This window comes from Bacillus sp. CCNWLW194, assembly GCF_037120585.1.
Classification (GTDB): Bacteria; Bacillota; Bacilli; order Bacillales; family Bacillaceae_G; genus Bacillus_A; species Bacillus_A basilensis.
The window spans coordinates 153,807-178,970 of sequence record NZ_JBBBBL010000011.1 but is presented as its reverse complement, the minus strand read 5'-3'; the positions used below and the strand labels follow the sequence as shown (position 1 = coordinate 178,970).

Below are 25,164 nucleotides of genomic sequence, written 5' to 3'. Positions count from 1 at the left end.
TTGGAAATACTAACGGAAAAGCATATAATGAAAGTATATTTTGCATATAGCCACAAAAAAGGATGAGAAAATATGAACATAGTTGTTTTATCCAGTATCGTTGCTGTTTGTATGGCTGTTGGTGCGATGTTTATTCGTTTAAAAGCAGCTAAGAAACCTGCAACATTGAAAAAAATTATACTTCCGCCATTTTTTATGAGCACGGGAGCATTGATGTATGTTTTTCCTGAATTTCGATTAACTCCAGCAGAAATGTTAGAAGCAATTGGAGTTGGTTTGTTTTTCTCTATTTTTCTTATTAAAACGTCTAAATTTGAAATTAGAGGACAAGAGATTTATTTGAAGCGTTCAAAAGCATTTGTCTTTATTTTAATTGGATTACTTGTCGTGCGTATTGTATTTAAAACATACTTAAGCCAATCTCTTGATTTAGGACAACTTAGTGGCATGTTCTTCTTACTGGCATTTGCGATGATTGTGTCATGGAGAATTGCGATGTACCGTTCCTTTACGAAATTACAGAAGGAAATGGAAAAAGAAGATGGCTTTTATAATGAAAAAGATATGAAACTAACGTGAAGTATATATCTGTACAGAAAAAACAGCGTCAAAGACGCTGTTTTTTTTATTGATATTATTAATAATTTTTTGTTCCAATTTCAACTTATAAATTGTTTAGTCTTGCGGTTAACTTGTTTGAAAAATGAAGATTATTTTGCTAATAAAGTTTTATAATTTGAATAATCAATTTCTTTTTCTTGTAGTTTTTTTACTAAAAATTTATGATCACGCTTTGGTGTAGCAATAATATACCCTTTAATAATTAAGTCTTGTGTAATTTGAGAGGCTTTTTCTTGTAATGCAAGTTCTCCGATTTTACCAGCAATTTTTGATTTAGCAACATCGCGAAATAGTTCAGGAACAGGACTTACGAGCTCTTCTAACAATTGTTTTTGTTCGTCATCCCATAAATGCCTCGTTTTATTAATATAGTGCTCTTCCCAATCTAAAATAGACATACCATCTTCTTTTGGTAATCGTTTTAAAAATTTTCTGAACATAAAGTATCCACCAATAGACATAAGTCCCAGTAAAATAACAGTCCATAGCACAATAAACCAACTGAACCATCCTTCGAGCAAGTGTATCCCCCCTTAATGATTGCGGTTTTCTTTTATTCATATTATAAACAGTGAGATTCATAGAAAGCAAGAACGCTTGGTCATTTTGACCAAGCGTTATCATTTAAACGAAGTATAGTTGTTCAACACATAAATTATTATTATCATCTTCTATATACTCAATAATTAATGTGCCAACTTTACGATCTTTATCTTCAGTTGTGAAAATAGAGTAAGAAGTAAAACGTGCTGTTGATAGGCCGCTTATATGTGTAGGTAAAGAAATGTAGTCGTTATCGCTGAAGAATTCCAATAGTTCAATATCCTCAAATTCTTTTCGGTCAACTTGTTTGTTTGTATAGCGGCGTTGAAGTTGTTTTAAAGACTCATTCCAAGAAATTGCTTTTGTGTCGTATACCATTGTTCTATCTCCTTACTGTATGTAATTATTAAGAACATACGTTCTAACCTAGTATACTCTTTTTAATAGAAAAGGGAAAGCAAAAAATAATGTAAGCTTGGATTTCCAAGCTTACATTATTGATGCGTCCGTCATAATCTCTATTTTTTATTATAAGTTAGATAAGAATAAGAAACAAGATGATATATATTTCGTTGATAGTTTTTAAAATTCTGTATATTATCGATGTATTATAGGAAAAGGGAATGAGAGAGATGGTATACGTAATTTCACTCCAAGGGCCGATGGCAAGTGGAAAAACCACCTTAGCTAAAAGGATAGAGCTACATGGGTTATCGGTTATATATGAAAATCCTTATCCAATTGTAGAAAAACGAAAAGAATTAAATTTGGATATGAATTCAAAAGAAGGGTTTATAGCAAATCAAAAAATGTTTATAGAAGCTAAAATAAAGGAGTTTCAAAATGTGAAAGATTCAGTCGTAATTTTTGACCGTGGACCAGAAGACATTGAGTTTTATACACTTTTTTACCCAACGATTATAGGAGAAGCGTGGGATATAGAAACTGAACTGAAAGATGAATTATATAAATTAAGAGAGAACCGTTCGGATGCGATTTTTTACTTAGATGTTACGAAAAAGAATGTATATAATAGAAAAAACAGTGATAGAACAAAAAACAGAAGTACATTTGAGGAGCAATTTAAATTAGTAGAAACTGAAAAAGGCTGGTATAAACGATTTCCTGTAACTTATGTGGACACGAATAGATTAACAGTGGACGATTTAGAGGTATATTTTATGGACTGGTTAAAGGAGAGAGGGCTATGAAAAAATACTTTTATTTGTATACCCAACATTTGCGGAGTTTGAAATAACAGTAGCAACGGCATTGCTGAAAAACAAATATGAAATCATTACAGCAGGTTTAACAAAAGAAATGATTATAAGGGAAACAGGTTTGCAAGTGCAACCACATATAGAATTAAGGGAAGTGCATGTAGAAGAATATGAGGGAATTATTATTCCAGGCGGAGATGCAATACATATGGAGGATGCAGAAGGACTCTTTTCAGTCATTCGTCAATTTCACGAAAAAGAGAAATTAGTAGCAGCTATTTGTGCAGGACCGTATGCGCTAGCAAAAGCATGCTTACTCAAAGGAATATCGTATACAGTGACTATGGATTATAAACAATTAGATTGTTTTCCAGTAGAAAATTTTGTGTATGAACAAGTTGTGCAACATTCAAATATTATTACAGCACAGGGGCATGCATTTGTACCATTTGGAATAGCGAACGAACATAATATAAATTTTTACAGCGGTAAGGGGAATGTGATGATGGAGGAGCTTTTGCCTGAGAATGTATAAAAGCTAGCAAATGCTAGCTTTTTTCTTTTTGACATCGATAAATGGCTAACGTTTTCGGATCGCGCCATATACCGTTATGAAGTGATAATTCATTTTCTACTTCTTCTTTTAGCCATTCCTTCATTTCCGCGTGAAGATATGTATTATCAGGTATATTTAGCGACGGAAACATGCTAGAAATATAGTTTAAAATCGGAGTAGCATGATGAAAAATGAGAGCATTATGAATAACTTCTTCTTCAACTGCTGGAAAAACAGACTGTAATATCTCTTTACCATTTTCTAAACAAAATGGAGTGACTGATGATGTTGTTTTCGGTAAATCAAATGCGTCTAACATGCGGTTACACATTTCAACTATACGAGGTAATGTAACGCTAGAATTTGTTGTAGCTAAAAGTGAGCCACCGGGACGAATTACTTTATGGAATCCTTGAATTGTTTTTTCGACATCTTTCATGTGATATAACATATGTCTTGCGACGATCCAGTCATAGCAATTAACTTCGAAAGGGAGTTTAGCAGCATCACCTAGTCTCCATTCAATTATGTTATTCTTTATTGTAGCTTCAGAAAGCATAGCTTTCGATTGATCAAAACCGGTTAGTTGTCCTTTATGACCGCTAGTTTGTAAAACGGAAAGAAAATTCCCATTAGCGCACCCAACCTCTAATATTTTTTCGTCTCCTTGAAGTTGTAAATGTTCCATGACGACTTTATCTAAATTCACTTGTTTTTCTTCGTAATGTTTATGTGTATCGATACGTGTTTGTAAATGGTTACTTACGTTGTATTGGCGTTTTACATCATTCATTTTTTCACATTCCACCTTCGTGCAAAATTGCTGAATTGCATGTGTTAATACGTCGGTTTTCTTTAACCCTTCGTAATGGAGTGCAGATTCAAACCTTTCAAGTAATTTTTCTTCAATTCGAAAATGAATATCTTTTCGCTTTGTCATTGAAATCTCGCCCCTTTGTATCTGTTAGTGAGACTATAGCATGCCTGGAAAATTTGTGTAAATAATTTGTGTACACAAATGGAGGAGATGAAAAAATTGTTTGAATGTGAGTTTAAACTATTGACGATTTAACCGTTTTCATATATTCTTAAATTAAGAAATATTCAAATAATTAAAAGAAATGAGAGAGTCACATGCTTCTTCAAGGAACACATCGAATTGGTCGTATGGCCATGCTGTTGGCACTTGCGGATGAGAATGAAAGCCCTGTATTATCTATCCCAAAAGGTTGGAAGTATTGTACGGGGAAAGTGGGTTCGATGAATTCGCAAAAGGTTGTCGCAGCAATGGAAACAGCGGCTAAGAGCAACCAAGTTATTGAAACAGACGTTTACAGAGAAACACATGCACTTTATCATGCAATTATGGAAGCTTTGTACGGAGTGACGAGAGGTCAAATTCAGTTAGCAGACGTTCTTCGTACAGTAGGACTTCGTTTTGCGATTGTGCGCGGTACACCATACGATGGGAAAAAAGAAGGCGAATGGGTTGCTGTAGCATTATATGGAACGATTGGTGCACCTGTAAAAGGATCTGAGCATGAGGCGATTGGTTTAGGAATTAATCACATATGATTTGCCCATAGTCTATTAGTTAGAAGGGGGCCTTACTTTTTTTAGGACAGAAGTCTGTCTTAAAAAGATAAGGTCCCCTTTTGCCTTTTTAAGGAGGAAAAAAGAATGATTACGTTAACAGGACACACATTGACAATTGAAGAAATGAAGAGGTTGTTACTTGAAGGAGAAGGTGTAACAGCTTGTCCAACTAGTATGCAAAAGGTAGCAGAGTGCCGTGAAGTAGTAGAGAAAATTGTAGAAGACGGAAAAGTCGTTTACGGTATTACAACTGGATTTGGAAAGTTCAGTGACGTGCTTATTCAAAAAGATGATGTAAAGGCACTTCAACACAATTTAATTCAGTCACATGCATGCGGGATAGGCGATCTATTCCCTGAAGAAGTATCACGTGGTATGTTAATTTTACGAGCGAACACGATGCTGAAAGGAGTATCTGGCGTTAGACCGCTTGTTGTAAATATGCTTCTTGAGTTTGTAAATCGTAAAATTCACCCAGTCGTTCCGCAACAAGGTTCACTTGGTGCGAGTGGAGACTTAGCACCTTTATCTCATCTTGCGCTTGTATTATTAGGCGAAGGTGAAGTGTTCTATAAGGGGAAACGCGTTCATGCGATGGTTGCTCTTACTGAAGAAGGTCTTGAGCCGATTGAACTTGAAGCGAAAGAAGGGCTTGCATTAATCAATGGTACGCAGGCGATGACAGCGCAAGGAGTTCTTTCTTATATAGAAGCAGAAGCAACGGCTTATCAAGCTGAATTAATTGCTTCGATGACAATTGAGGGCTTACAAGGCATTATTGATGCATTTGATGAAAATGTTCATAAAGCACGCGGTTATAAAGAGCAAGTAGAAGTAGCAAGCAGAATTCGTGACATTCTTCATGATAGTAAGTTAACAACAAAGCAAGGAGAACTACGTGTACAGGATGCATATTCACTTCGTTGTATCCCGCAAGTACACGGTGCTTCTTGGCAAGTTTTAAATTATGTAAAAGAAAAATTAGAAATTGAAATGAATGCAGCAACAGATAATCCACTTATCTTTGATGGCGGAGAAAAAGTAATTTCGGGTGGTAATTTCCATGGTCAACCGATTGCGTTTGCGATGGACTTCTTAAAAGTAGGAATGGCGGAACTTGCAAATATTTCAGAGCGTCGTATTGAGCGTTTAGTAAATCCGCAGTTAAATGATTTGCCACCATTTTTAAGTCCAGAACCAGGACTGCAGTCTGGTGCAATGATTATGCAATACGCAGCTGCGTCACTTGTTTCTGAAAATAAAACGTTAGCACATCCGGCGAGTGTTGATTCAATCCCGTCATCAGCTAACCAAGAAGATCACGTAAGTATGGGAACAATCGCTTCACGCCATGCGCATCAAATTATTCAAAATGTAAGACGTGTTCTTTCAATTGAGATGATTTGTGCGATGCAAGCAGCAGAATATCGTGGTATTGAAAACATGAGTACAGTGACGAAGAGCTTCTACCATCAAGGTCGTCAGCAAGTGCCTTCTATTACAAATGACCGAATATTCTCAACGGATATTGAAAATATTACGCATTGGTTAAAAACGAATTATTCGATAAAAGAAAGATTGGATGTAAACGCAGCACTATAAAATGAGAAAAGGGAGAGATCGAAATGGAAAAAGTACAACAAACAATTCGCGCGGCAAGAGGTACTGAGTTACAAACGAAAGGATGGGTTCAAGAAGCAGCACTTCGTATGTTAATGAACAATTTAGATCCTGAAGTTGCTGAAAAACCAGAAGAACTAGTTGTATATGGTGGGATTGGCCGTGCAGCTCGTAACTGGGAAAGCTACCATGCAATTGTTGATTCATTAAAAACGTTAGAAAGCGATGAAACGTTACTTGTTCAATCAGGAAAACCGGTAGCAATTTTTAAATCACATGAAGATGCGCCTCGCGTTCTTTTGGCGAACTCAAACTTAGTGCCGAAATGGGCGAATTGGGATCACTTCCGTGAATTAGAGAAAAAAGGCCTTATGATGTATGGTCAAATGACAGCTGGTAGCTGGATTTATATTGGAACACAAGGGATTTTACAAGGAACATATGAAACATTTGGTGAAGCGGCACGCCAACATTTCGGTGGTTCATTAAAAGGTACAATAACACTTACTGCTGGTTTAGGCGGTATGGGTGGTGCACAACCTCTTGCTGTAACGATGAACGGCGGTGTTGTAATCGCTATTGATGTAGATAAGCGTAGTATCGATCGTCGTATTGAAAAGAGATACTGTGATATGTATACAGAATCATTAGAAGAAGCATTAACGGTTGCGAACGAGTATAAAGAGAAGAAAGAAGCGATTTCTATTGGCTTATTAGGAAATGCAGCAGAGATTTTACCAGAACTAGTGAAGCGCAATATTACGCCAGATTTAGTTACGGATCAAACATCAGCTCATGATCCATTAAACGGTTATATTCCAGTAGGTTACACATTAGAAGAAGCGGCGAAACTTCGTGAAGAAGATCCAGAACGTTACGTACAATTATCAAAAGAAAGCATGACAAAACATGTGGAAGCAATGCTTGCTATGCAAGAAAAAGGCGCAATTACATTTGATTATGGAAATAACATTCGCCAAGTTGCTTTCGATGAAGGTTTGAAAAATGCATTCGATTTCCCAGGATTCGTACCTGCATTTATCCGTCCGTTATTCTGCGAAGGAAAAGGGCCATTCCGCTGGGTAGCACTTTCGGGTGATCCAGAAGATATTTATAAAACAGACGAAGTAATTTTACGTGAATTTGCGGATAATGAGCATTTATGTAACTGGATTCGTATGGCTCGTCAGCAAGTTGAATTCCAAGGTCTTCCATCACGTATTTGTTGGTTAGGTTACGGTGAACGCGCGAAATTTGGTCGCATCATTAATGAAATGGTTGCAAATGGTGAATTATCAGCACCAATCGTTATCGGTCGTGACCATTTAGATTGTGGATCAGTAGCATCTCCAAACCGTGAAACAGAATCGATGAAAGACGGTAGTGATGCAGTAGCAGACTGGCCAATTTTGAATGCATTAATTAACAGTGTAAACGGTGCAAGCTGGGTATCTGTTCACCACGGTGGCGGTGTTGGTATGGGTTATTCACTTCACGCTGGAATGGTTATCGTTGCAGATGGAACAGAAGCGGCTGCAAAACGTATTGAACGCGTATTAACTTCTGACCCTGGTATGGGTGTTGTTCGTCACGTTGATGCAGGATATGACTTAGCTGTAGAAACTGCGAAAGAAAAAGGCGTTAACATTCCAATGATGAAATAAGGAGGAGAAAACATGCTGGACACTTTACTAATAAATATCGGTCAATTACTAACAATGGATCAGGAAGATGGCTTGTTAAGACGGGAAGCGATGAACACGCTTCCTGTTATCGAAAACGGTGCAGTTGGAATTGAAAACGGCGTAGTTACTTTCGTTGGAACAGCAGAAGAAGCGAAAGGATTACAAGCGAAAGAAGTTATTGATTGCGGCGGCAAAATGGTTTCTCCTGGTCTTGTTGATCCGCATACGCATCTTGTATTTGGTGGATCTCGTGAAAATGAAATCGCACTAAAATTACAAGGAGTTCCGTACTTAGAAATTTTAGAACAAGGAGGGGGTATTCTTTCAACTGTAAATGCAACGAAACAGGCGTCGAAAGAAGAACTTGTTCAAAAAGCGAAATTCCATTTAGACCGTATGCTATCTTTCGGAGTTACAACTGTAGAAGCGAAGAGTGGTTACGGATTAGATGATGAGACGGAATGGAAACAATTAGAGGCAACTGCACAATTACAAAAAGAGCATCCAATCGATTTAGTTTCAACATTTTTAGGTGCTCATGCAGTTCCGAAAGAGTATAAAGGAAGATCAAAAGAATTTTTACAGTGGATGTTAGATCTATTACCAGAAATGAAAGAGAAGCAATTAGCTGAGTTCGTTGATATTTTCTGCGAAACAGGTGTGTTCTCTGTCGAAGAATCGAAAGAGTTTTTATTAAGAGCGAAAGAGCTTGGCTTTGATGTGAAAATTCATGCAGATGAAATCGACCCTCTTGGTGGTGCGGAAGCAGCGGCTGAAATTGGTGCAGCATCAGCGGATCATTTAGTTGGCGCTTCTGATAAAGGAATTGAAATGCTTGCAAACTCTAATACAGTAGCCACTTTATTACCAGGGACAACTTTCTATTTAAATAAAGAAAGCTTTGCTCGTGGTCGTAAAATGATTGATGAAGGTGTTGCAGTTGCGTTAGCTACAGACTTTAACCCAGGTAGCTGTCCAACTGAAAACATTCAGCTTATTATGAGCATCGCAATGTTGAAATTGAAAATGACACCAGAAGAAGTTTGGAATGCCGTAACAGTTAACTCTTCTTACGCAATTAATCGTGGTGATGTAGCTGGGAAAATTAGAGTTGGTCGCAAGGCAGATTTAGTGTTATGGGATGCTTACAATTATGCTTACGTACCGTATCATTACGGTGTAAGTCATGTGAATACAGTATGGAAGAATGGTAATATCGCATATACAAGAGGTGAACAATCGTGGAGCACGGCCACTATTTAAAGAAAAATGCAAAGTTTATTGATCGTGAAGTGACGAAATGGAGTGAGATGATTAAAGATTGGGAGGAAGGCGTGGAAATATTCGGTGCAGCCTTAATTGGAGCACCCCTTTCTAAACCATCTATTAGTCATTCAGGAGCAAGTTTTGCTCCAAAAACAATTCGTGCGATGTTAGATGCATATAGCACGTATGCAATTACAGAAGAACATGATATGAAAGAAAGTGTCTTATATGATTGCGGCGATATTACGATGCATGTGACGGATATAAAAGAAAGTCATAAACGAATTGTGAAATCAGTTGGTCACTTAACGAAAGTAAATCCAAATATGATACCAATCGTTCTTGGTGGTGATCACTCGATTAGTTTTCCGAGTATAACAGGATTTGCAAATAGTAAAGGGAAGGTCGGTATTATTCAATTTGATGCCCATCATGATTTGCGAAATTTAGATGATGGTGGTCCATCAAATGGTACACCGTTCCGTAGCTTACTAGAAAATGGTGTTATTACAGGAAAACAACTCATTCAAATCGGTATTCGTAATTTTTCAAATGCACGAGCGTACCATGAATATGCAAAAGAACATGGCGTGACAGTATACACAATGAAAGATGTACGAGAGCGAGAAATAAAGGATATTATCATAGAAAGTATTGAAGTATTAAGAAAGCAAGGCGTGACTTCTATTTACATTTCTCTTGACATGGATGTACTAGACCAAGCATTTGCACCAGGTTGTCCAGCAATTGGTCCTGGTGGAATGGACAGTACGACTTTATTTGATGCGATTGAATTTCTTGGTAAAGAACCACTCGTTCAAGGGATGGACATTGTAGAAATTGATCCAACACTTGATTTTAGGGATATGACGAGTAGAGTGGCTGCGCAAGTGATTATGAGTTTCCTTTTGGCAAGAGAAACGATTAGTAAACAGGTTAGTATATAGGTGTGGAATTAATAGGGGATGTTTATCGATTCTGTATAAAAAACACATTACTACTCATATGTAGTAATGTGTTTTTATGTTAAAAGAGAAGATGAAATTAAAATGTATATATGTGTGGAAAAGTTAATAAGATTGCGGGTTTTTAGTGATATTTTACGAATTTATTTTCTTGGTTCGAAAGGATTGACATGAAAAATATTTTTGTGATAAAATAAAAATTTTGCTAAAAAAGTGATTGTGTGTTAAGATTGAGAAGGTTACCATATATGGAGGTGGATTATTTGTTTCAAATTGGCGATAACATTGTTTATCCAATGCACGGAGCAGGTATAATTAAAGCCGTAGAAGAGAAGGAAATCGCAGGAGAAAAACAACAGTATTATGTTATAAAAATGTCGGGTAGTAATATGGAAGTAATGATTCCGGCAGGGAGAATATTGAACTCAAATATACGACCAGTCACGGATATAACGGCAATAGCACACATATTGGATATTTTTCAACATGGAGAATCTGATAGATTACTTACGTGGAAACAAAGGTATAAATTGAACACTGATAAAATAAAGACGGGTAAAATACAAGAAGGTGCTGAAGTTGTACGTGATTTATTACGTATGCAGAAAGAAAAAGCACTTAATGCAAGCGAAAAGAAAATGTTAGATAACGCACATGAATTTTTGATTAGTGAACTGGGATTAATTGAGGGTATCACAGAAAGTCAAATAAAAAGCTTTTGTTAAGATTCATTACAAATAATGTATTACATCCCAAAAAAGATTTTGAATTTTTTGGGAACATAATTATAGAAAATTAATCATTTCAAAGACATTCAACTCTTTCAAACCACTTTTAGAGCATTAACCTCTTTTGTTATTACTACAATAAAATCCATTTTTATTTTTTAACTCTTTACGAATGTTCGAAGTTTAATTAAACACTTCGATAGAATAGTTACTTGATTTTTGCAATCCTGATTCACACTGGCACGGACGAGGAGCCGTAAGGATGAAAGAGAGGTAGGGCTTTCATTGTATTAGGTTTATAAGTTATTATTTTTAGAAGAATACTGAACCACTCTCACTTCTATTGTTAAAGTTTTTTTATATGTGAAGAGATAATAATTGTTTATTTTCTTTATATAAAAGAGATAAACGAGTTGTCATCCATATACGGTAAACAAAAAAAGGTTTCCTTCCTAGGAAACCTTTTTTTGTTGTATCATTCTATTTTTTGATATTCGAATGTTTGATGGTAAAGGCGTATAAATTGACGTTACTATCTAAAAGTAAGTATGATGCGATTATAGTAAGAATTTTTTTAGGGGGAAGAGAAATGACAAGTTCAAATAAAAAAGCGGCAAGTATTTATGAAGGGACAAATATAAACGCTTGGGGATCTTTTGAAAATATTGAAGGAACGAAATTGTTTGATCCAATTCAAGTTGGATCTTGGTCTCTTCGTAATCGCATAGCAATGGCACCGATGACGAGATGTTTCGCGAATCATGAAACAGGAGTCGTTGGTACTGATGTAGTCGAGTACTACAGAAAACGTGCAGCTGATGGAGTTGGATTAATTATTACAGAGGGAATCGTCATTAGCCCAAGAGCAAAAGGGAACCCAGGGGTACCAGGAATTTATACACAAGAACAAATCGATTCGTGGAAGCCTGTTACAGAGGCAGTACATAAAGAAGGCGGAACGATTATCGCTCAAATATGGCATGTCGGCCGTATGAGTCATCACGAAATAATTGGTGGGCAATTGCCACAAGCACCGTCTGCTATTGCGGCAGAGGGAAATGTTCCGCGTTTTCGTAAACCATTCGATACGCCAGAAGCAATGACCTTAGAAGAAATACAAGAAGTGATCGGTCAATACGCACAAGCTGCGAAGAATGCGATCGAAGCTGGATTTGATGGAGTAGAAATTCACGGTGCACACGGATATTTAATCGATCAATTTACTTATGAGTTTGCAAATAAGCGTACTGATAAATACGGCGGTGACTTAAAGCAACGGTTAACGTTTATGAAAGAAGTAACGGCGGCTGTAATAGAAGCTGTTGGGGCTGATAAAACACTTCTTCGTTTCTCTGCCTTTAAAGGTGATAATCCTACTTATATGTGGGAAAATCCTGAGCTTGCAATTGAAACGTTTGTAAATATGTTCAAAGAAGTTGGTTTAACGATGATTCACCCTTCAACGATGAATTATACGGCAGTGATTGCTGACGGAAAGAATTTTCATCAATTAGTAAGAAAATATTGGGATGGTACGATCGTTGGGGTTGGTAATTTGAATCCGAAAGAGGCTGAAGAAGCGTTGCAAGAAGGAACAATTGACATAGCTGCATTCGGAAGACCTTTAATTGCTAATCCAGATTTTGTTCATCGAATTAAACATGCTGAAAGTTTAGTTGAATATGATGCGAAAGAGCATCTTGCTACATTAATTTGAATAAAGATAAAAGGAGAACACATGAAGTGTTCTCCTTTTATTATGGAATTTCATAGGAGGAAGCGGGATGAGTGAAACGCTACTCGTTATTATTAGTATATTGCTCTTATTGATGCTACTATTGATTATCTTTTTTATTATTACATTTTTCATTAAAAAACGGACGTATCATTCTATTTTAAAACTCCATCCATATCTAGGAAGAATGCGCTACTTACTGGAAAAAATAGGGCCGGAATTCCGGCAATATTGGTTTGATCACGATACGGATGGAAAACCTTTTTCGCGTTACGACTTTCAAAGTGTTATGTTTTTAGCGAAGTATCGCTCTGAAATACTTGGTTTTGGGTCGAAACGAGATTTTGAAGCATCTGGTTATTATATTGCTAATACGCTGTTTCCGGTATTAACAGAGGAATTAAGTGTGAATGTAACGCAAGAACGTGAAGGGAAAAAGTATGTGATTCATAAAGAAGGGTTATTTTCACGGAGAGAAAAATTGACAGCGGATACAACGAATCTTTGGTTATACGAAGAGGGCGATGCGATTATCGTTGGTGAAAATCGTAAATATCCATGGAAACTATATGGCATGTTTGGAGCATCAGCAACTTCTTACGGTTCGATTGGAGAAAATTATATTTTAGCGAGTGGGTTTGGAGCGAAAATGGCTGGTGGTTCATGGATTAATACTGGTGAAGGTGGTGTTATTCCAGAACATTTACATACGGGTGCGAATATCATTGCACAAATTGGTCCGGGTTTATTTGGATATCGTGATGAGGACGGTAATTTTTCAATAGAGAAATTTATGGGGAAAGCGAAAGAAAGTAATATTAAAGCATTCGAATTGAAATTTGGGCAAGGTGCGAAAATACGTGGTGGTCATTTAGAGGGACAAAAAGTAAATGAGAAAATTGCTTCTGTTCGAAATGTACGAGAGGGAGAGACAATTAATTCACCGAATCGATTTTCATTTTTAAATAATGCAGCAGATACACTTTATTTTATTCAACAGTTGCAAGAAAGTGGTGGTAAACCAGTTGGAATGAAAATCGTAATTGGACAGCAGGAGCCGTTGGAAGGTTTATTCAAAACGATGAAAGAGTTAAATATTTATCCAGATTTCATTACAATTGATGGTTCAGAAGGTGGATCAGGAGCAACGTATAAATCGATGGCAGATAGTATGGGAATGCCGCTTATTCCAGCATTACTGACATGTATTGATACAGCGAATCATTATGGTGTTCGGGACAAATTTAAAGTGTTTGCCTCGGGGAAATTAATTACACCAGATAAAGCGGCAATTGCTTTAGCTATTGGTGCAGATGCTGTAAATTCAGCGCGTGGTTTTATGATGGCAAGTGGCTGTATTATGGCGCTTCAATGTAATTCCGGACAATGTCCATCTGGAGTTGCCACGACGAATCCGCACTATCAAAAAGCGCTAGATCCGTATGAGAAGAAATGGCGGGTAATGAATTATGTTGTTAGTATGAGATATAGTTTGTTTTCACTTGCAGCAGCAGCGGGAGTAAAGAGTCCGCGTCATTTAACTAGAGAACATATTGTGTTTAAGGATGAGATGGGGCGGGTAGTTTCTCTTTCGGAATTGTTTCCTACTAGTAAATAGAAGGTAAGCTATGTTTAATAGATTAAAAGTCATATATTTGTATGGCTTTTTTGTTTAATAAAATAGGTGTATAGATTTCTGAATATTTTTACTTTAATTATTTTTGAAAGCGGGGTAATCCACTGGGATAAAGGCGTTTATAAAGGTTTTTACATGTAGTAAAAAGTGCTTGTTCACTTGAAAGAACAAAAAATGTTTGTTAAGGTAGGGAACCATAAGCGAAAACAAGAAAATAGAAAAAGTCATTTTTCGAAATTTTGAATGGCTTATGTAACTAAGGGAGAGATTTGGTGAAGATTGAGATTATGGTTTCGCTTGCTATTTATATGGCAGGTATGTTGTATATCGGTTATTGGTCTTATAAGAAGACATCCGATTTATCAGATTATATGTTAGGCGGAAGGGGACTCGGTCCAGCAGTTACAGCTTTATCAGCTGGTGCTTCTGACATGAGTGGTTGGATGCTAATGGGATTACCTGGTGCGATGTATGCAACAGGATTATCAAGTGTATGGATTGCGATAGGTTTATTAATAGGTGCTTATGCAAACTATTTAATTTTGGCCCCGCGTTTGCGAACGTATACAGAAGTGGCAAATGATTCAATTACGATTCCGGATTTTTTAGAGAATCGTTTTAAAGATCGTACGAAAATACTTCGTTTTGTCTCCGCTATCGTCATTTTAGTATTTTTCACATTTTATGCGTCGGCTGGTTTAGTTTCAGGTGGACGTTTGTTTGAAAATTCTTTTAACCTTGATTATAAAATTGGTTTATTTGTAACTGTGGGTGTCGTTGTTGCTTATACACTATTCGGTGGCTTTTTAGCAGTAAGTTGGACCGACTTTGTGCAAGGTTGTATTATGTTTATTGCTCTTGTATTAGTTCCAATTGTAGCTTTTACAGATGTCGGTGGTGTAACAGAAACATTCAATACAATTAAGCAAGTTGATGCATCGCATTTAGATATGTTTAAAGGGACTACAATACTTGGTATTATTTCATTTTTAGCATGGGGTCTTGGGTATTTCGGTCAACCACATATTATTGTCCGCTTTATGGCAATTACCTCTATTAAAGATTTGAAAACTTCTCGTAGAATCGGTATCGGTTGGATGACGATTTCAATCATAGGTGCAATGCTTACTGGTCTAGTTGGTATTGCTTATTACGCTAAAAATAATGCGACATTACAAGATCCGGAAATGGTCTTTGTAACATTCTCAAATATTCTATTCCATCCGTACATTACTGGGTTTTTACTATCAGCTATTTTAGCTTCGATTATGAGTAGTATTTCCTCACAATTACTTGTTATTTCAAGTGCTGTAACGGAAGATTTCTATAAAACATTTTTCCGTCGTAACGCAAGTGATAAAGAACTTGTATTTATCGGTAGGCTGTCAGTATTAGTAGTAGCGATGATTGCAGTTGTTTTAGCGTATCATCCAAGTGATACAATTTTAACGCTTGTTGGATATGCTTGGGCAGGATTTGGATCAGCATTCGGACCAGCAATTTTATTAAGTTTATATTGGAAGAGAACGAATAAATGGGGCGTTCTTGCCGGAATGATTATCGGTGCAGTAGTTGTTATTACTTGGGTACAAATTCCAAGTTTAAAAGCGACTATGTATGAAATGGTACCTGGATTCTTCTGTAGTTTATTAGCTGTTATTATTGTAAGTTTATTAACGAAAGAACCAGTTAAAGAAATTCATCGTGAATTTAATGAGATGGAAGCAGTACTGGAAGAAGAAACGAAATGATTTGAAAAGAGAGTAATCGGTGAATAGCGTTTACTCTCTTTTCATTTTAAATGAAATAAGTAGCTTATTGACAAAGAAAAGTAAGTAACTTATAATAAGTGTTGAGTTCGAGGAAAATGACATTCTAAATCAAGGTTTGTTATGATTATAGAGTGAGTAAATATTTTTTTAGTAAATTATCTCGAAATCGAGATAATTTCGATAAGTTAGATGATAATGTTTGTTTTTATAATCAATATCTCAATTTCGAGATAAAATCATCATGATGGATTTTACTTTGCGGTATGGACAAAATGAATAATGAATTTTAATGTAAAGCAATTTTTATAATGAAATGAAAAAGGAGCGGAGAAAATGGAAAAGAAGACGATGGGAATTCATCACATTACAGCAATTGTAGGACATCCACAAGAAAATGTAGATTTTTATGCTGGTGTATTAGGTTTACGTTTAGTGAAACAAACAGTGAATTTTGATGATCCAGGTACGTACCATCTTTATTTTGGTAATGAAGATGGAAAGCCCGGAACAATTATTACGTTTTTCCCATGGGCAGGTGCTCGTCAAGGAGTTATTGGTGACGGTCAAGTAGGGATCACTTCTTATGTTGTACCAAAAGGGGCAATGGAATTTTGGGAAAATAGATTAGAAAAATTCGATGTTTCGTATACGAAAATGACTCGATTTGGAGAGCAGTATTTAGAATTTGATGATCCACATGGTTTGCATATAGAATTAGTAGAAAGAGAAGAGAGCGAATTAAATAATTGGACTTTTGGAGAAGTTACGCCAGAAGTAGCAATTAAAGGGTTTGGCGGTGCGGTTCTTTTATCGGCACAGCCTCAAAAAACGGCTGAACTGTTAGAGCATGTTATGGGTCTTGAGAAAGTTGGAGAAGAGGGGGAATTCGTTCGATTCCGTTCTTCTGCTGATATTGGAAATATAATTGATTTAAAATTATCAACAATCGGTCGTGGCCAAATGGGCGTTGGTACAGTGCATCATATTGCTTGGAGAGCGAGTGACGATGCTGATCAGCTAGACTGGAAAGAGCGTGTGTCCCGTTTTGGATACCACGTAACTCCTGTACAAGATCGAAATTATTTTAACGCAATTTATTTTAGAGAACACGGCGAAATCTTATTTGAAATTGCGACAGATCCCCCTGGTTTTGTTCATGACGAATCGTTAGAGACGATGGGTGAGGAATTAAAGTTACCAGAGCAATATGAACAACATAGAAAACAGATTGAACAAACACTTTTACCATTTGAAGTGAGAAATTTAGATTAAAGTGATTGAAAGGGGAAAAGGATTATGATGAAACATGTTTTTCAAAAAGGGAAAGATACTTCAAAACCAGTGTTGTTATTACTTCATGGTACAGGTGGTAATGAATTAGATTTATTACCACTTGCAGAAATAATTGACCCGGAAGCTTCGGTATTAAGTGTCCGTGGAAATGTGTTAGAGAATGGGATGCCGCGTTTCTTCCGCCGATTAGCAGAAGGTATTTTTGATGAAGAGGATCTTATTTTCCGTACGAAGGAATTAAATGAATTTTTAAATGAAGCTGCAAAAACATATGAATTTGATAGAAATAACATTGTTGCTATCGGTTATTCAAATGGAGCAAACATTGCGGCAAGCTTATTATTCCATTATGAAAATGCGTTAAAAGGTGCTGTGCTTCATCACCCAATGGTGCCTAGAAGAGGAACACAATTACCTAATTTAGCTGAGAAATCCGTGTTTATTGCGGCGGGGACAAATGACCCGATTTGTTCACCTGCTGAGTCAGAGGAACTGAAGACGTTATTAGAAAGTGCAAATGCAAACGTAACAATGCACTGGGAAAATAGAGGACATCAATTAACGATGGGTGAAGTAGAAAAAGCAAAAGAGTGGTATGAGAAAACAGTTCTATAAGTACAAAAAATAAAAGAAGCATCTGCTATTCGTTAGCAGATGCTTCTTTTATTTTTTAAGACTAGATTGTAAGGTGAGATGAAGAAAGTGGTAGCTGAATATCAACGATCGTACCTTTATTTAATTCACTTGAAATGTGTAATTTACCATGATGTTCTTCAATTATTTTGTAACACATCATTAATCCTAGCCCTGTACCTTTTTCTTTTAAACTATAAAAAGGTTCGCCTAGACGGGAGATACGATCTTCTGGAATGCCGCAACCTTCATCGATAATCCGTATTAAGATGAAAGTATCCTCTAATGGTTTTGTTTGGATGAAAATATTTCCGCCATTTGGCATCGCTTCTATCGCATTTTTTAATATGTTTATAAAAACTTGTTTTAATTGGTTACCATCACATTGAATATCATATACGTAATCGAAATGGTCCATAATGATATGAACGCTATGCATAATAGCAGTTGGTAAAATAAATGTAACTACTTCTTCAATTAAAGTTTGTATGTTGCACGTTTGAATAGATAATACTTGTGGTTTGGACATCGCCATAAATTGACTTGTGATAGATTCCATTTGTGAAATTTCACTTAACATAACATCGATATACCATTTCTGCTCCTCATTTATTTCAGGGAGTAGCAATGTAAGAAAACCTTTTAGAGAAGTAAGTGGATTTCTAATTTCATGGGCAATTCCAGCTGTCAGTTGTCCGACTACTGCGAGCTTTTCAGATTTTCGTAATAACTTTTCAGTTTCTTTTAACTCAGTAACATCTCTTCCCATCACGATAAGACCTTTGCGAGAACCATCAGGATGATAAAGTGGAACTTTCGATATACTTAAGATTAGATCGAAATCATCTCTATGTATAATAAATTCCTCACCATGAAGAATTTGTCTTTGTTGCCATGCTAGTTCATCGACTTCTTCACAATGTAAAAAAGCTTCTCGGTACGCTTCATTATATTGAATAAGTTCGCTATCTTTTTTCCCGTGGTAAGGTACATGATGGAAATTGAAGCAAGAAAGCGCGTAGTCATTTGCCTCAAGCCAGCGCCCTTCATGATCCTTAAATATAACAAACGCAGGCATGGAGTTCACTAATGTACGCAATCTCTGTTCACTCTCTTTAAGCATTTTCTCAATTCTTTCTGATTTTTCAAGAGGCTTCATAATGGCATACACGCCTGTTAGACATTTTCTTGAAAAAATAGGAACTAATTTTGTTACGACATCTAATAAATATCCGTCTTTGTGATAAATAGATACGATATACTCTTGTTGATTGTCGGCTTTAGTTTGTTTTATATATTGTAATACTTGCTCAGAAATATGTGCTTCTAGAATAGAGGTAATGTTTTTTCGCTCTAATTCTAAAGAAGTGTAACCTAGTATTCTTTCGGCAGAAGGATTAGTGTGTATAATCATTCCCTCTAAATTTAATGAAATAATACTATCAGGATTATGTTCGAACAGAGATGCGTACATTTCTGCTAAAGAACGATCTTGTATATGGTTTCGCAAACGTCCTGAAATATTTGGATGACGTTTTTTTTGAGTAGATGAATATTTTTTCCGACTCATATTATTTCCTCCGTACAAATAGCATCTAAAAAGAGTTGTCTATTAATAACTATAATATAGATGTAATGTGTATTGCTATAAAAAATGGAAGTTATAGAATGAATTTTGTTTTTTTTATTTTTTGTAAAGTGAATGTAGGGTGGTAATAAGGGGAGCTTATATTGTTTTATAAACCTTTTGTAAGTTACAGGATTAGGTTTTCCTTATAAAATTAGGATAGAGGAGGGGGAGAGAGAATGAAAAATTATATTCAAGGGATTGATCATGTGCAAGTAGCTGCGCCTGTAGGGTGTGAAGAAGAAGCACGAGAATTTTATGGTGAAAAAATAGGTATGAAGGAAATACCGAAGCCAGAGGAATTAAAGAAGCGTGGTGGGTGCTGGTTTAAGTGTGGAAATCAAGAGATTCATATCGGAGTTGAGCAAAACTTTAATCCAGCTAAAAAGGCGCACCCAGCTTTTTATGTTTTAAAAATTGATGAATTTAAACAAGAGTTAATAAAGCAAGGTATTGAAGTAATAGATGATCATGCACGACCAGATGTAACTAGATTTTACGTGTCAGATCCGTTCGGAAATCGAATTGAATTTATGGAAAATAAAAACTAGGTGGAAATCCACCTAGTTTTTTAACCTTTTCTAAACAATCCTAATACTTCAACCGTTTCGGTAATGTTAACGAATGCATGAGGATCAATTTCAGAAATTGTTAATTTCATGCTTGCTAATTCTTCACGAGAAACGACTGTCATAAGTACACGTTTTTTTTCGCTGGAATAAGCACCTTCGCCATCAAGTAATGTAATTCCACGTACAACAGTTGAAAGAAGTTGTTTTTTCATTTTTTCTGCTTCATTTGTTACAATCATAAGTGTAACCTTTCGATGTTTCGTATGAATAGCATCGATGACTTTACCAGTCACATAAATGGAAAGTAAGCTTGTAAGAGCAACATCCCAAGTGAAGAAAAATCCTGCAATTATTACAACAACTGCATTTAAAATAATAAGGAATCCGCCAAGTTTAATGTCTCTTTTGCGAGATAATAACATACCAATAATATCGAAACCACCAGTTGATCCATTACAGTTAAAAACAAGACCGATACCAGCTCCGGCAATGACACCACCAAAGATAGATGATAAAAGTGGATCTGTTGCTACGACTTTCACGGGAACGTAGTATAATGCAACAGATAATACAATAACAGAGACCATTGTGTTGAAAATTACTTTTTTTCCAAGACCTATGTACCCTAAAATAAGGATAGGTAAGTTTAATACAAAGTTAATAATACCTGTGTTTACAGGAGTTACAATCCCTAAAATAATAGCAATTCCGCCAATTCCACTACTTAAAATTTTGTGGGGGATAAGGAAAAGATTAAAGGCAATCGCAATAATAATAGAACCAATAATAACACCAAGAAATCTGACCATCTCTTTCCCGTCCTTCACTAAAAAATTCATATTATTTCAAGATTATATATGATATTGAAAGTTTTGGGTAAAAACAGTTTATTTCGGAAAAATAGATTAATCGAAATAATTTGAATACTTTATCTTTTGAAAGGGGATACAGTTGTGAAGATAAAAACATATCAACAAAAAAGCCCGTTGAAGCAAGAATGTGAGGATTCTTACTTTTGTAATGAAGAAAATAAGATTTATGGTGTATGTGATGGTGCAACACCACTTGTCCCGTTTCGTGATGAAAAAGGACATAATGGAGCATACATCGCTTCACATTTATTTGCAAGTTATTTTGCTTCATTACGTGAAAATCATAGTTTACAAGTTGCAGTTACCAAAGCAAATGAAGCATTGCAAAGCAAAATGTTAGAATATAAAGTAGATACGAGAAAAAAAGAGCATTTATGGTGTACATGTATTGCGGCAGTTAAAATAGATGGTGAAAAAATTGAATACGCACAATTAGGGGACTGTATGATTGTCGCAATACTTCAAAATGGAACGATGCAAGTATTAACGAAAGACACAGTTGAAGGGATTAGTAAACGAGCAAAAAAGAAGAGAGAAGAAGATCGTAAAAAAGGGTTATCTGTACCAGAAGAATATGTTTTTCAAGATGTGCGAGAACAGTTAAAATATAATCGTTATCTTGCAAATATGCAGGGGGGGTATTCCGTTGCAAATGGAATGAAAGAAGCGATACATTATTTACAGCATGGTGAATTACATATAGATGAAGTGAGCAGGATTTTTATTTGTTCAGACGGATTATTTCACCCAGATTGGCCACTCGAACAAACTGTTGCATATATAAGAAAGAATAGTATAAGTGAATATGTAGCAATTATCGAAGAGCTAGAAGTGGAAAAGAGAATAAGACCAGATGATAAAACAATAATAATGATTGATTTTTAAGAGGAGGCAATTCATATGGAAATTGAATGTGCAAATCTAGCATTTAAAGACGAATTAGTTCCTTTAGAAAAAGTAAATAAACTAATTATCCACCATACATCCGAAGATGGATGGGATGTGTATCAAACACATGAATTTCATCAAAAAGTAAAAGGATGGAGCGGGATCGGTTACAATTATTTTATTGAAGAAGATGGAACTGTAGTCGAAGGGCGAGGTTTACATATTGGAGCGCATGCGAAAGATCATAATAGAGATACAATTGGAATATGTATGACGGGTAATTTTGATAAATATGATCCAACTACCGCACAAATGAATGCATTATATTCTTTATGTAAAATGTTTATGAAGCAGTTTTCTATAGAGAAAGGAAATGTACTTGGTCATAGGGAGCTAGAAGGTGTTACAAAAACTTGTCCTGGAAATCGCTTTTCTATGGTAGAGTTAAGAAACTTACTATCTTAAATATAGAGGAGTAATAAATGATGATGAATATAAAAATACCAAATGATAAAAAAGAAGAGCTTGTAGCACAAATTCAGCAATTTTTCGTTGAAGAAGATTTAGATGAAATTGGGCGTTTTCAAGCAGAACGTTTAATAGAAGAAATGATTAAATTAGTAGGACCTTTTGCATACAATCAAGCAATTGGAGATGCTAGAAAGCTTGTAACAGAGAAACTATCTAATATTGAAGAAGATTTGTATGTGTTAGAGAAGAGTGAAGGGAAGTAAACTTCCGTCAATTATAAAATAAGTGTTATTTCACGGCTTTTTCCGATGTTTTATTTGGAAAAGGCCGTGAAATTTTTTCATTGTCAGCAGGAAAATAATGAAACTTATTCCCCTATCTCGTACTCCATTCTTTTGCCATTTCATCATGATATGCTTCTGTCCAATGATATGGTTGCAACTCTTTTAAAGGTTTAAAAATAATATCTTGTTTAGCATTTGTAATCGCACACTGTACTTCTGGTCCCCAGTAAAATAAACGTTCTTGGCATACACCACAAGGTGAGAGTACCTTTAATTCAGAATGCTCATTTTCTCTTGCAAGACAAATAGAATGTGTAACTTTCTTTTGAAATTTATGAGCTTCTAAAATTGCACCTGTTTCCATACAAAGTTCTGTTGAAGCATTTATTACGTCCGGAGCAACACTTGTATAAATTGTTCCATCTTCTACACGAATCGCTGCGGCTCCACCCCAATCGTTTGGATATCTTTGTTCAATTAACTGTTTCACCACATCATATAATTGTTGCTCAATATTCAATTTCTTTTCCTCATTTCTGCCCAAATTCAGGTTTATTATTTCGAAATATTCTTTCTTTTATCATAATAACATAAACAAAAAAATGGAATGAACATTTAATTTCAAACCATCTTTTTTCCAAAAAGAACGCTAGAATTAAAAAAAACGTTATTCTTTCTTAACGAGCTAGATGAGAAGGAATAACGTTTTTTAGATTGAGATTAAAAATATATTATCTTAATTTTATCTTTTTTTAATAATTTATTTATGGGCAATTTATAGTTGCTATTTATAATTCCTATATATAGCAGCTATGGATACTATGAAAAAGAACTTTGGAGGTGTAACACTTTGTATCCAATTAGCTGTAATGAAAATTTAAAACATGAATTGCTCACATAGAGTCTTCTTTTGGAAGAAAAGTGGTGTAATTCTTTGTTAAATGAAGGAAGGGATTGGAAAGCTATGAATAAAACAATTTTAAAAACATGTATCATATCAGCAGTTCTAGGTGGAGTTCTATTAACTGAAAAAAATGGAGAAGTGAAAGCAGAAGCGATTACACCACAAACGAATCATACTGGTGTATTCAAAGATGTTCCACAGGGGCACTGGGCATATGAGGCGATTCAGCAATTAACAGATGAGAAAATCATTTTCGGCTATGATGATGGGAGATTTGGTTTTGGAGATAACGTGACACGCGAACAAGTTGCAGCTTTACTATATCGTTATTTTAATTTGGCAGAAGACAAAAATTATGAGAATCCATATGGAGATGTAAGTGAAGAGTCGACAAGCTATAAAAAGGAAATCTTGTCTTTAACAGAAATGGGCGTTTTTAAGGGTGACGAGCATGGGAACTTTAGACCGAAGGCATCCTTAACACGTGCAGAAATGGCACAGGTTCTTACAAATGCTTTTCATTTAAAGACAAAGAGTGATCACACTTTTAATGACGTTTCAACGAACTCATGGGCAAGCAATGCAATTAGTGCTGTTCAAACAAATAATATTGCAAAAGGAGTAGGCGGAGGGAATTTTGCTCCAAATATGGATGTGACGCGTGAACAGTATGCACAATTTTTATACAATGCAATACAAGAAACTGAGCAAACTCAACAAACGAAAGGGCAACTATTAGCTAGCATACTTGGTGAAACAAATTGGCAAGGGACAAAAGTCTATGACAAAGATCATAATGATTTAACGAAAGAAAATCAAAATTTCATTGGGCTTGCAAAGTATGATGCTAAAACAGCAAGGTATGAATTTTTTAATGCAAATACAGGAGAGAGTCGTAATGATAGCGGTACCTTTTTTATAACTAACGATGGAAAGAAAAGAGTACTAATTTCTGAGACGCAAAATTATCAAGCAGTTGTTGAATTAACGCAATTAGATAAAGAGAAATTTACATATAAAAGAATGGGGAAAGATGCAAAAGGGAACGATGTAGAAGTATTTGTTGAACATGTTCCTTATCATAAAAAAGAGCTATCTTTCACGCGACCTGATAAAAATTTAGAGAGCTCGACGGGTAAAATAGTTACGGATGTTGATGGAGATAAAATACTATCTAGTACACTATGGAACGGTACGGTGGTATTAGACGAACAGGGCAATAATGTAACAAAATACAATTCAAACTTAATCAGTCTAGCAAAATATGATAAAAGTACAAATAAATATGAGTTTTTTAATGTGAATACAGGAGAAAGTCGTGGAGACTATGGTTTCTTTGATGTTGTACATGGTAATAAAATAAGAGCTCACGTTTCGTTAGGAAATAATAAATACGGTGCAGTTCTTGAACTTACAGAATTAAATAAAGAGAAATTTACGTATACAAGAATGGGGAAAGATGCGAATGGAAAAGATATAAAAATCTTTGTTGAGCACGAACCATATACAGGAGACCTAAAACCAAATTTCACAAAATAAGATGTAAAAGTAATTTTTAGCTCTAGTAAAGGCATTGTGTTAGAAAATGTTAGTAATGAAAAGTCAGAGTGGTTATATAATTAAAATAGTTGTTTATAGACAAATAGATGCCCGAAGGCATCTATTTGTCGTTTTAAA

At 35.6% G+C, this 25,164-nt stretch carries 25 protein-coding genes; 19 read left to right on the top strand and 6 right to left on the bottom strand.

The window, feature by feature from the left end; translation table 11 throughout:
• The first annotated feature begins 72 nt into the window (after window positions 1–72).
• Window positions 73–579, top strand: a complete 507-nt coding sequence (locus tag V7S50_RS23640) for a CcdC family protein (protein ID WP_001028639.1) — start codon at window positions 73–75, stop codon at window positions 577–579.
• A gap of 131 nt (window positions 580–710) precedes the next feature.
• Here the strand turns inward: V7S50_RS23640 and V7S50_RS23635 are convergent, their stop codons facing one another.
• Window positions 711–1,142 (bottom strand): DUF2621 domain-containing protein, encoded by a 432-nt coding sequence (locus V7S50_RS23635; RefSeq protein WP_000889382.1) that lies wholly within the window; start codon window positions 1,140–1,142, stop codon window positions 711–713.
• Window positions 1,143–1,245: 103 nt separating this feature from the next.
• On the bottom strand, window positions 1,246–1,542 hold the full coding sequence (locus V7S50_RS23630) for a hypothetical protein (RefSeq protein WP_242255083.1): 297 nt from the start codon (window positions 1,540–1,542) through the stop codon (window positions 1,246–1,248).
• 245 nt (window positions 1,543–1,787) lie between these two features.
• Here V7S50_RS23630 and V7S50_RS23625 point away from each other — a divergent pair, with 245 nt between their 5' ends.
• A complete protein-coding gene (locus tag V7S50_RS23625) occupies window positions 1,788–2,375 on the top strand; it encodes an AAA family ATPase (protein ID WP_242255085.1) in 588 nt (195 codons plus the stop codon).
• 4 nt (window positions 2,376–2,379) lie between these two features.
• Entirely contained in the window at window positions 2,380–2,919 is a 540-nt protein-coding gene (locus V7S50_RS23620; protein ID WP_242255295.1) for a DJ-1/PfpI family protein, read from the top strand.
• A 13-nt stretch (window positions 2,920–2,932) separates the two neighbouring features.
• Here the strand turns inward: V7S50_RS23620 and V7S50_RS23615 are convergent, their stop codons facing one another.
• Window positions 2,933–3,880 carry a class I SAM-dependent methyltransferase gene (locus V7S50_RS23615; protein ID WP_242255087.1) on the bottom strand — a complete coding sequence of 316 codons (948 nt, stop codon included), beginning with the start codon at window positions 3,878–3,880 and terminating at the stop codon, window positions 2,933–2,935.
• A 194-nt stretch (window positions 3,881–4,074) separates the two neighbouring features.
• On the opposite strand from V7S50_RS23615, the gene hutP reads away from it, so the two are divergent.
• The 11 genes from hutP (at window position 4,075) to V7S50_RS23560 (ending at window position 17,851) form a co-directional block, all read left to right on the top strand.
• The gene (gene hutP, locus V7S50_RS23610; RefSeq protein ID WP_000926516.1) at window positions 4,075–4,515 is read left to right on the top strand and encodes a hut operon transcriptional regulator HutP; all 441 of its coding nucleotides are present in this window, start codon (window positions 4,075–4,077) and stop codon (window positions 4,513–4,515) included.
• Window positions 4,516–4,620: 105 nt separating this feature from the next.
• Window positions 4,621–6,138, top strand: coding sequence for a histidine ammonia-lyase (hutH, locus tag V7S50_RS23605; protein ID WP_242255089.1), 1,518 nt, complete (start codon window positions 4,621–4,623; stop codon window positions 6,136–6,138).
• A 23-nt stretch (window positions 6,139–6,161) separates the two neighbouring features.
• Window positions 6,162–7,820, top strand: a complete 1,659-nt coding sequence (gene hutU, locus V7S50_RS23600) for a urocanate hydratase (protein WP_242255091.1) — start codon at window positions 6,162–6,164, stop codon at window positions 7,818–7,820.
• A 12-nt stretch (window positions 7,821–7,832) separates the two neighbouring features.
• Window positions 7,833–9,104 carry an imidazolonepropionase gene (hutI, locus tag V7S50_RS23595; RefSeq protein WP_242255092.1) on the top strand — a complete coding sequence of 424 codons (1,272 nt, stop codon included), beginning with the start codon at window positions 7,833–7,835 and terminating at the stop codon, window positions 9,102–9,104.
• Window positions 9,083–10,054, top strand: coding sequence for a formimidoylglutamase (gene hutG / locus V7S50_RS23590; RefSeq protein ID WP_242255094.1), 972 nt, complete (start codon window positions 9,083–9,085; stop codon window positions 10,052–10,054). The genes hutI and hutG overlap by 22 nt, the downstream gene beginning before the upstream one ends.
• 281 nt (window positions 10,055–10,335) lie before the next feature.
• Window positions 10,336–10,797 (top strand): CarD family transcriptional regulator, encoded by a 462-nt coding sequence (locus V7S50_RS23585; RefSeq protein ID WP_242255296.1) that lies wholly within the window; start codon window positions 10,336–10,338, stop codon window positions 10,795–10,797.
• A gap of 592 nt (window positions 10,798–11,389) precedes the next feature.
• Entirely contained in the window at window positions 11,390–12,517 is a 1,128-nt protein-coding gene (locus tag V7S50_RS23580) for an alkene reductase (protein ID WP_242255096.1), read from the top strand.
• Between the two features lie 67 nt (window positions 12,518–12,584).
• Window positions 12,585–14,153, top strand: coding sequence for an FMN-binding glutamate synthase family protein (locus V7S50_RS23575; protein ID WP_242255098.1), 1,569 nt, complete (start codon window positions 12,585–12,587; stop codon window positions 14,151–14,153).
• Between the two features lie 290 nt (window positions 14,154–14,443).
• Window positions 14,444–15,922: a sodium/proline symporter PutP gene (gene putP, locus V7S50_RS23570; RefSeq protein WP_242255100.1), complete on the top strand. Its 1,479-nt coding sequence runs from the start codon at window positions 14,444–14,446 to the stop codon at window positions 15,920–15,922.
• Window positions 15,923–16,276: 354 nt separating this feature from the next.
• Complete coding sequence (locus V7S50_RS23565; RefSeq protein WP_242255101.1) at window positions 16,277–17,215, top strand: ring-cleaving dioxygenase; 939 nt, start codon at window positions 16,277–16,279, stop codon at window positions 17,213–17,215.
• Window positions 17,216–17,239: 24 nt separating this feature from the next.
• Window positions 17,240–17,851: an alpha/beta hydrolase gene (locus V7S50_RS23560; RefSeq protein WP_063221300.1), complete on the top strand. Its 612-nt coding sequence runs from the start codon at window positions 17,240–17,242 to the stop codon at window positions 17,849–17,851.
• Window positions 17,852–17,912: 61 nt separating this feature from the next.
• On the opposite strand, the gene V7S50_RS23555 is transcribed toward V7S50_RS23560, so the two are convergent.
• Window positions 17,913–19,439 carry a BA3702 family sensor histidine kinase gene (locus V7S50_RS23555; RefSeq protein WP_242255102.1) on the bottom strand — a complete coding sequence of 509 codons (1,527 nt, stop codon included), beginning with the start codon at window positions 19,437–19,439 and terminating at the stop codon, window positions 17,913–17,915.
• A gap of 236 nt (window positions 19,440–19,675) precedes the next feature.
• Between V7S50_RS23555 and V7S50_RS23550 the strand changes: the two genes are divergently transcribed.
• Complete coding sequence (locus V7S50_RS23550; protein ID WP_242255105.1) at window positions 19,676–20,047, top strand: VOC family protein; 372 nt, start codon at window positions 19,676–19,678, stop codon at window positions 20,045–20,047.
• A gap of 20 nt (window positions 20,048–20,067) precedes the next feature.
• On the opposite strand, the gene V7S50_RS23545 is transcribed toward V7S50_RS23550, so the two are convergent.
• Window positions 20,068–20,877: a YitT family protein gene (locus V7S50_RS23545; RefSeq protein ID WP_252209165.1), complete on the bottom strand. Its 810-nt coding sequence runs from the start codon at window positions 20,875–20,877 to the stop codon at window positions 20,068–20,070.
• A 126-nt stretch (window positions 20,878–21,003) separates the two neighbouring features.
• Here V7S50_RS23545 and V7S50_RS23540 point away from each other — a divergent pair, with 126 nt between their 5' ends.
• From V7S50_RS23540 to V7S50_RS23530, 3 genes are read left to right on the top strand one after another with little or no spacing between them, the layout of a single operon-like run.
• Complete coding sequence (locus tag V7S50_RS23540; protein WP_242255109.1) at window positions 21,004–21,825, top strand: protein phosphatase 2C domain-containing protein; 822 nt, start codon at window positions 21,004–21,006, stop codon at window positions 21,823–21,825.
• 15 nt (window positions 21,826–21,840) lie between these two features.
• A complete protein-coding gene (locus V7S50_RS23535; RefSeq protein ID WP_242255111.1) occupies window positions 21,841–22,293 on the top strand; it encodes a peptidoglycan recognition protein family protein in 453 nt (150 codons plus the stop codon).
• Between the two features lie 17 nt (window positions 22,294–22,310).
• The gene (locus V7S50_RS23530) at window positions 22,311–22,562 is read left to right on the top strand and encodes a DUF2164 domain-containing protein (RefSeq protein WP_001983516.1); all 252 of its coding nucleotides are present in this window, start codon (window positions 22,311–22,313) and stop codon (window positions 22,560–22,562) included.
• 112 nt (window positions 22,563–22,674) lie between these two features.
• Here the strand turns inward: V7S50_RS23530 and V7S50_RS23525 are convergent, their stop codons facing one another.
• Entirely contained in the window at window positions 22,675–23,103 is a 429-nt protein-coding gene (locus V7S50_RS23525) for a cytidine deaminase (RefSeq protein ID WP_017560432.1), read from the bottom strand.
• 444 nt (window positions 23,104–23,547) lie between these two features.
• Between V7S50_RS23525 and V7S50_RS23520 the strand changes: the two genes are divergently transcribed.
• Complete coding sequence (locus tag V7S50_RS23520) at window positions 23,548–25,026, top strand: DUF4822 domain-containing protein (protein WP_242255113.1); 1,479 nt, start codon at window positions 23,548–23,550, stop codon at window positions 25,024–25,026.
• Window positions 25,027–25,164: the final 138 nt, after the last annotated feature.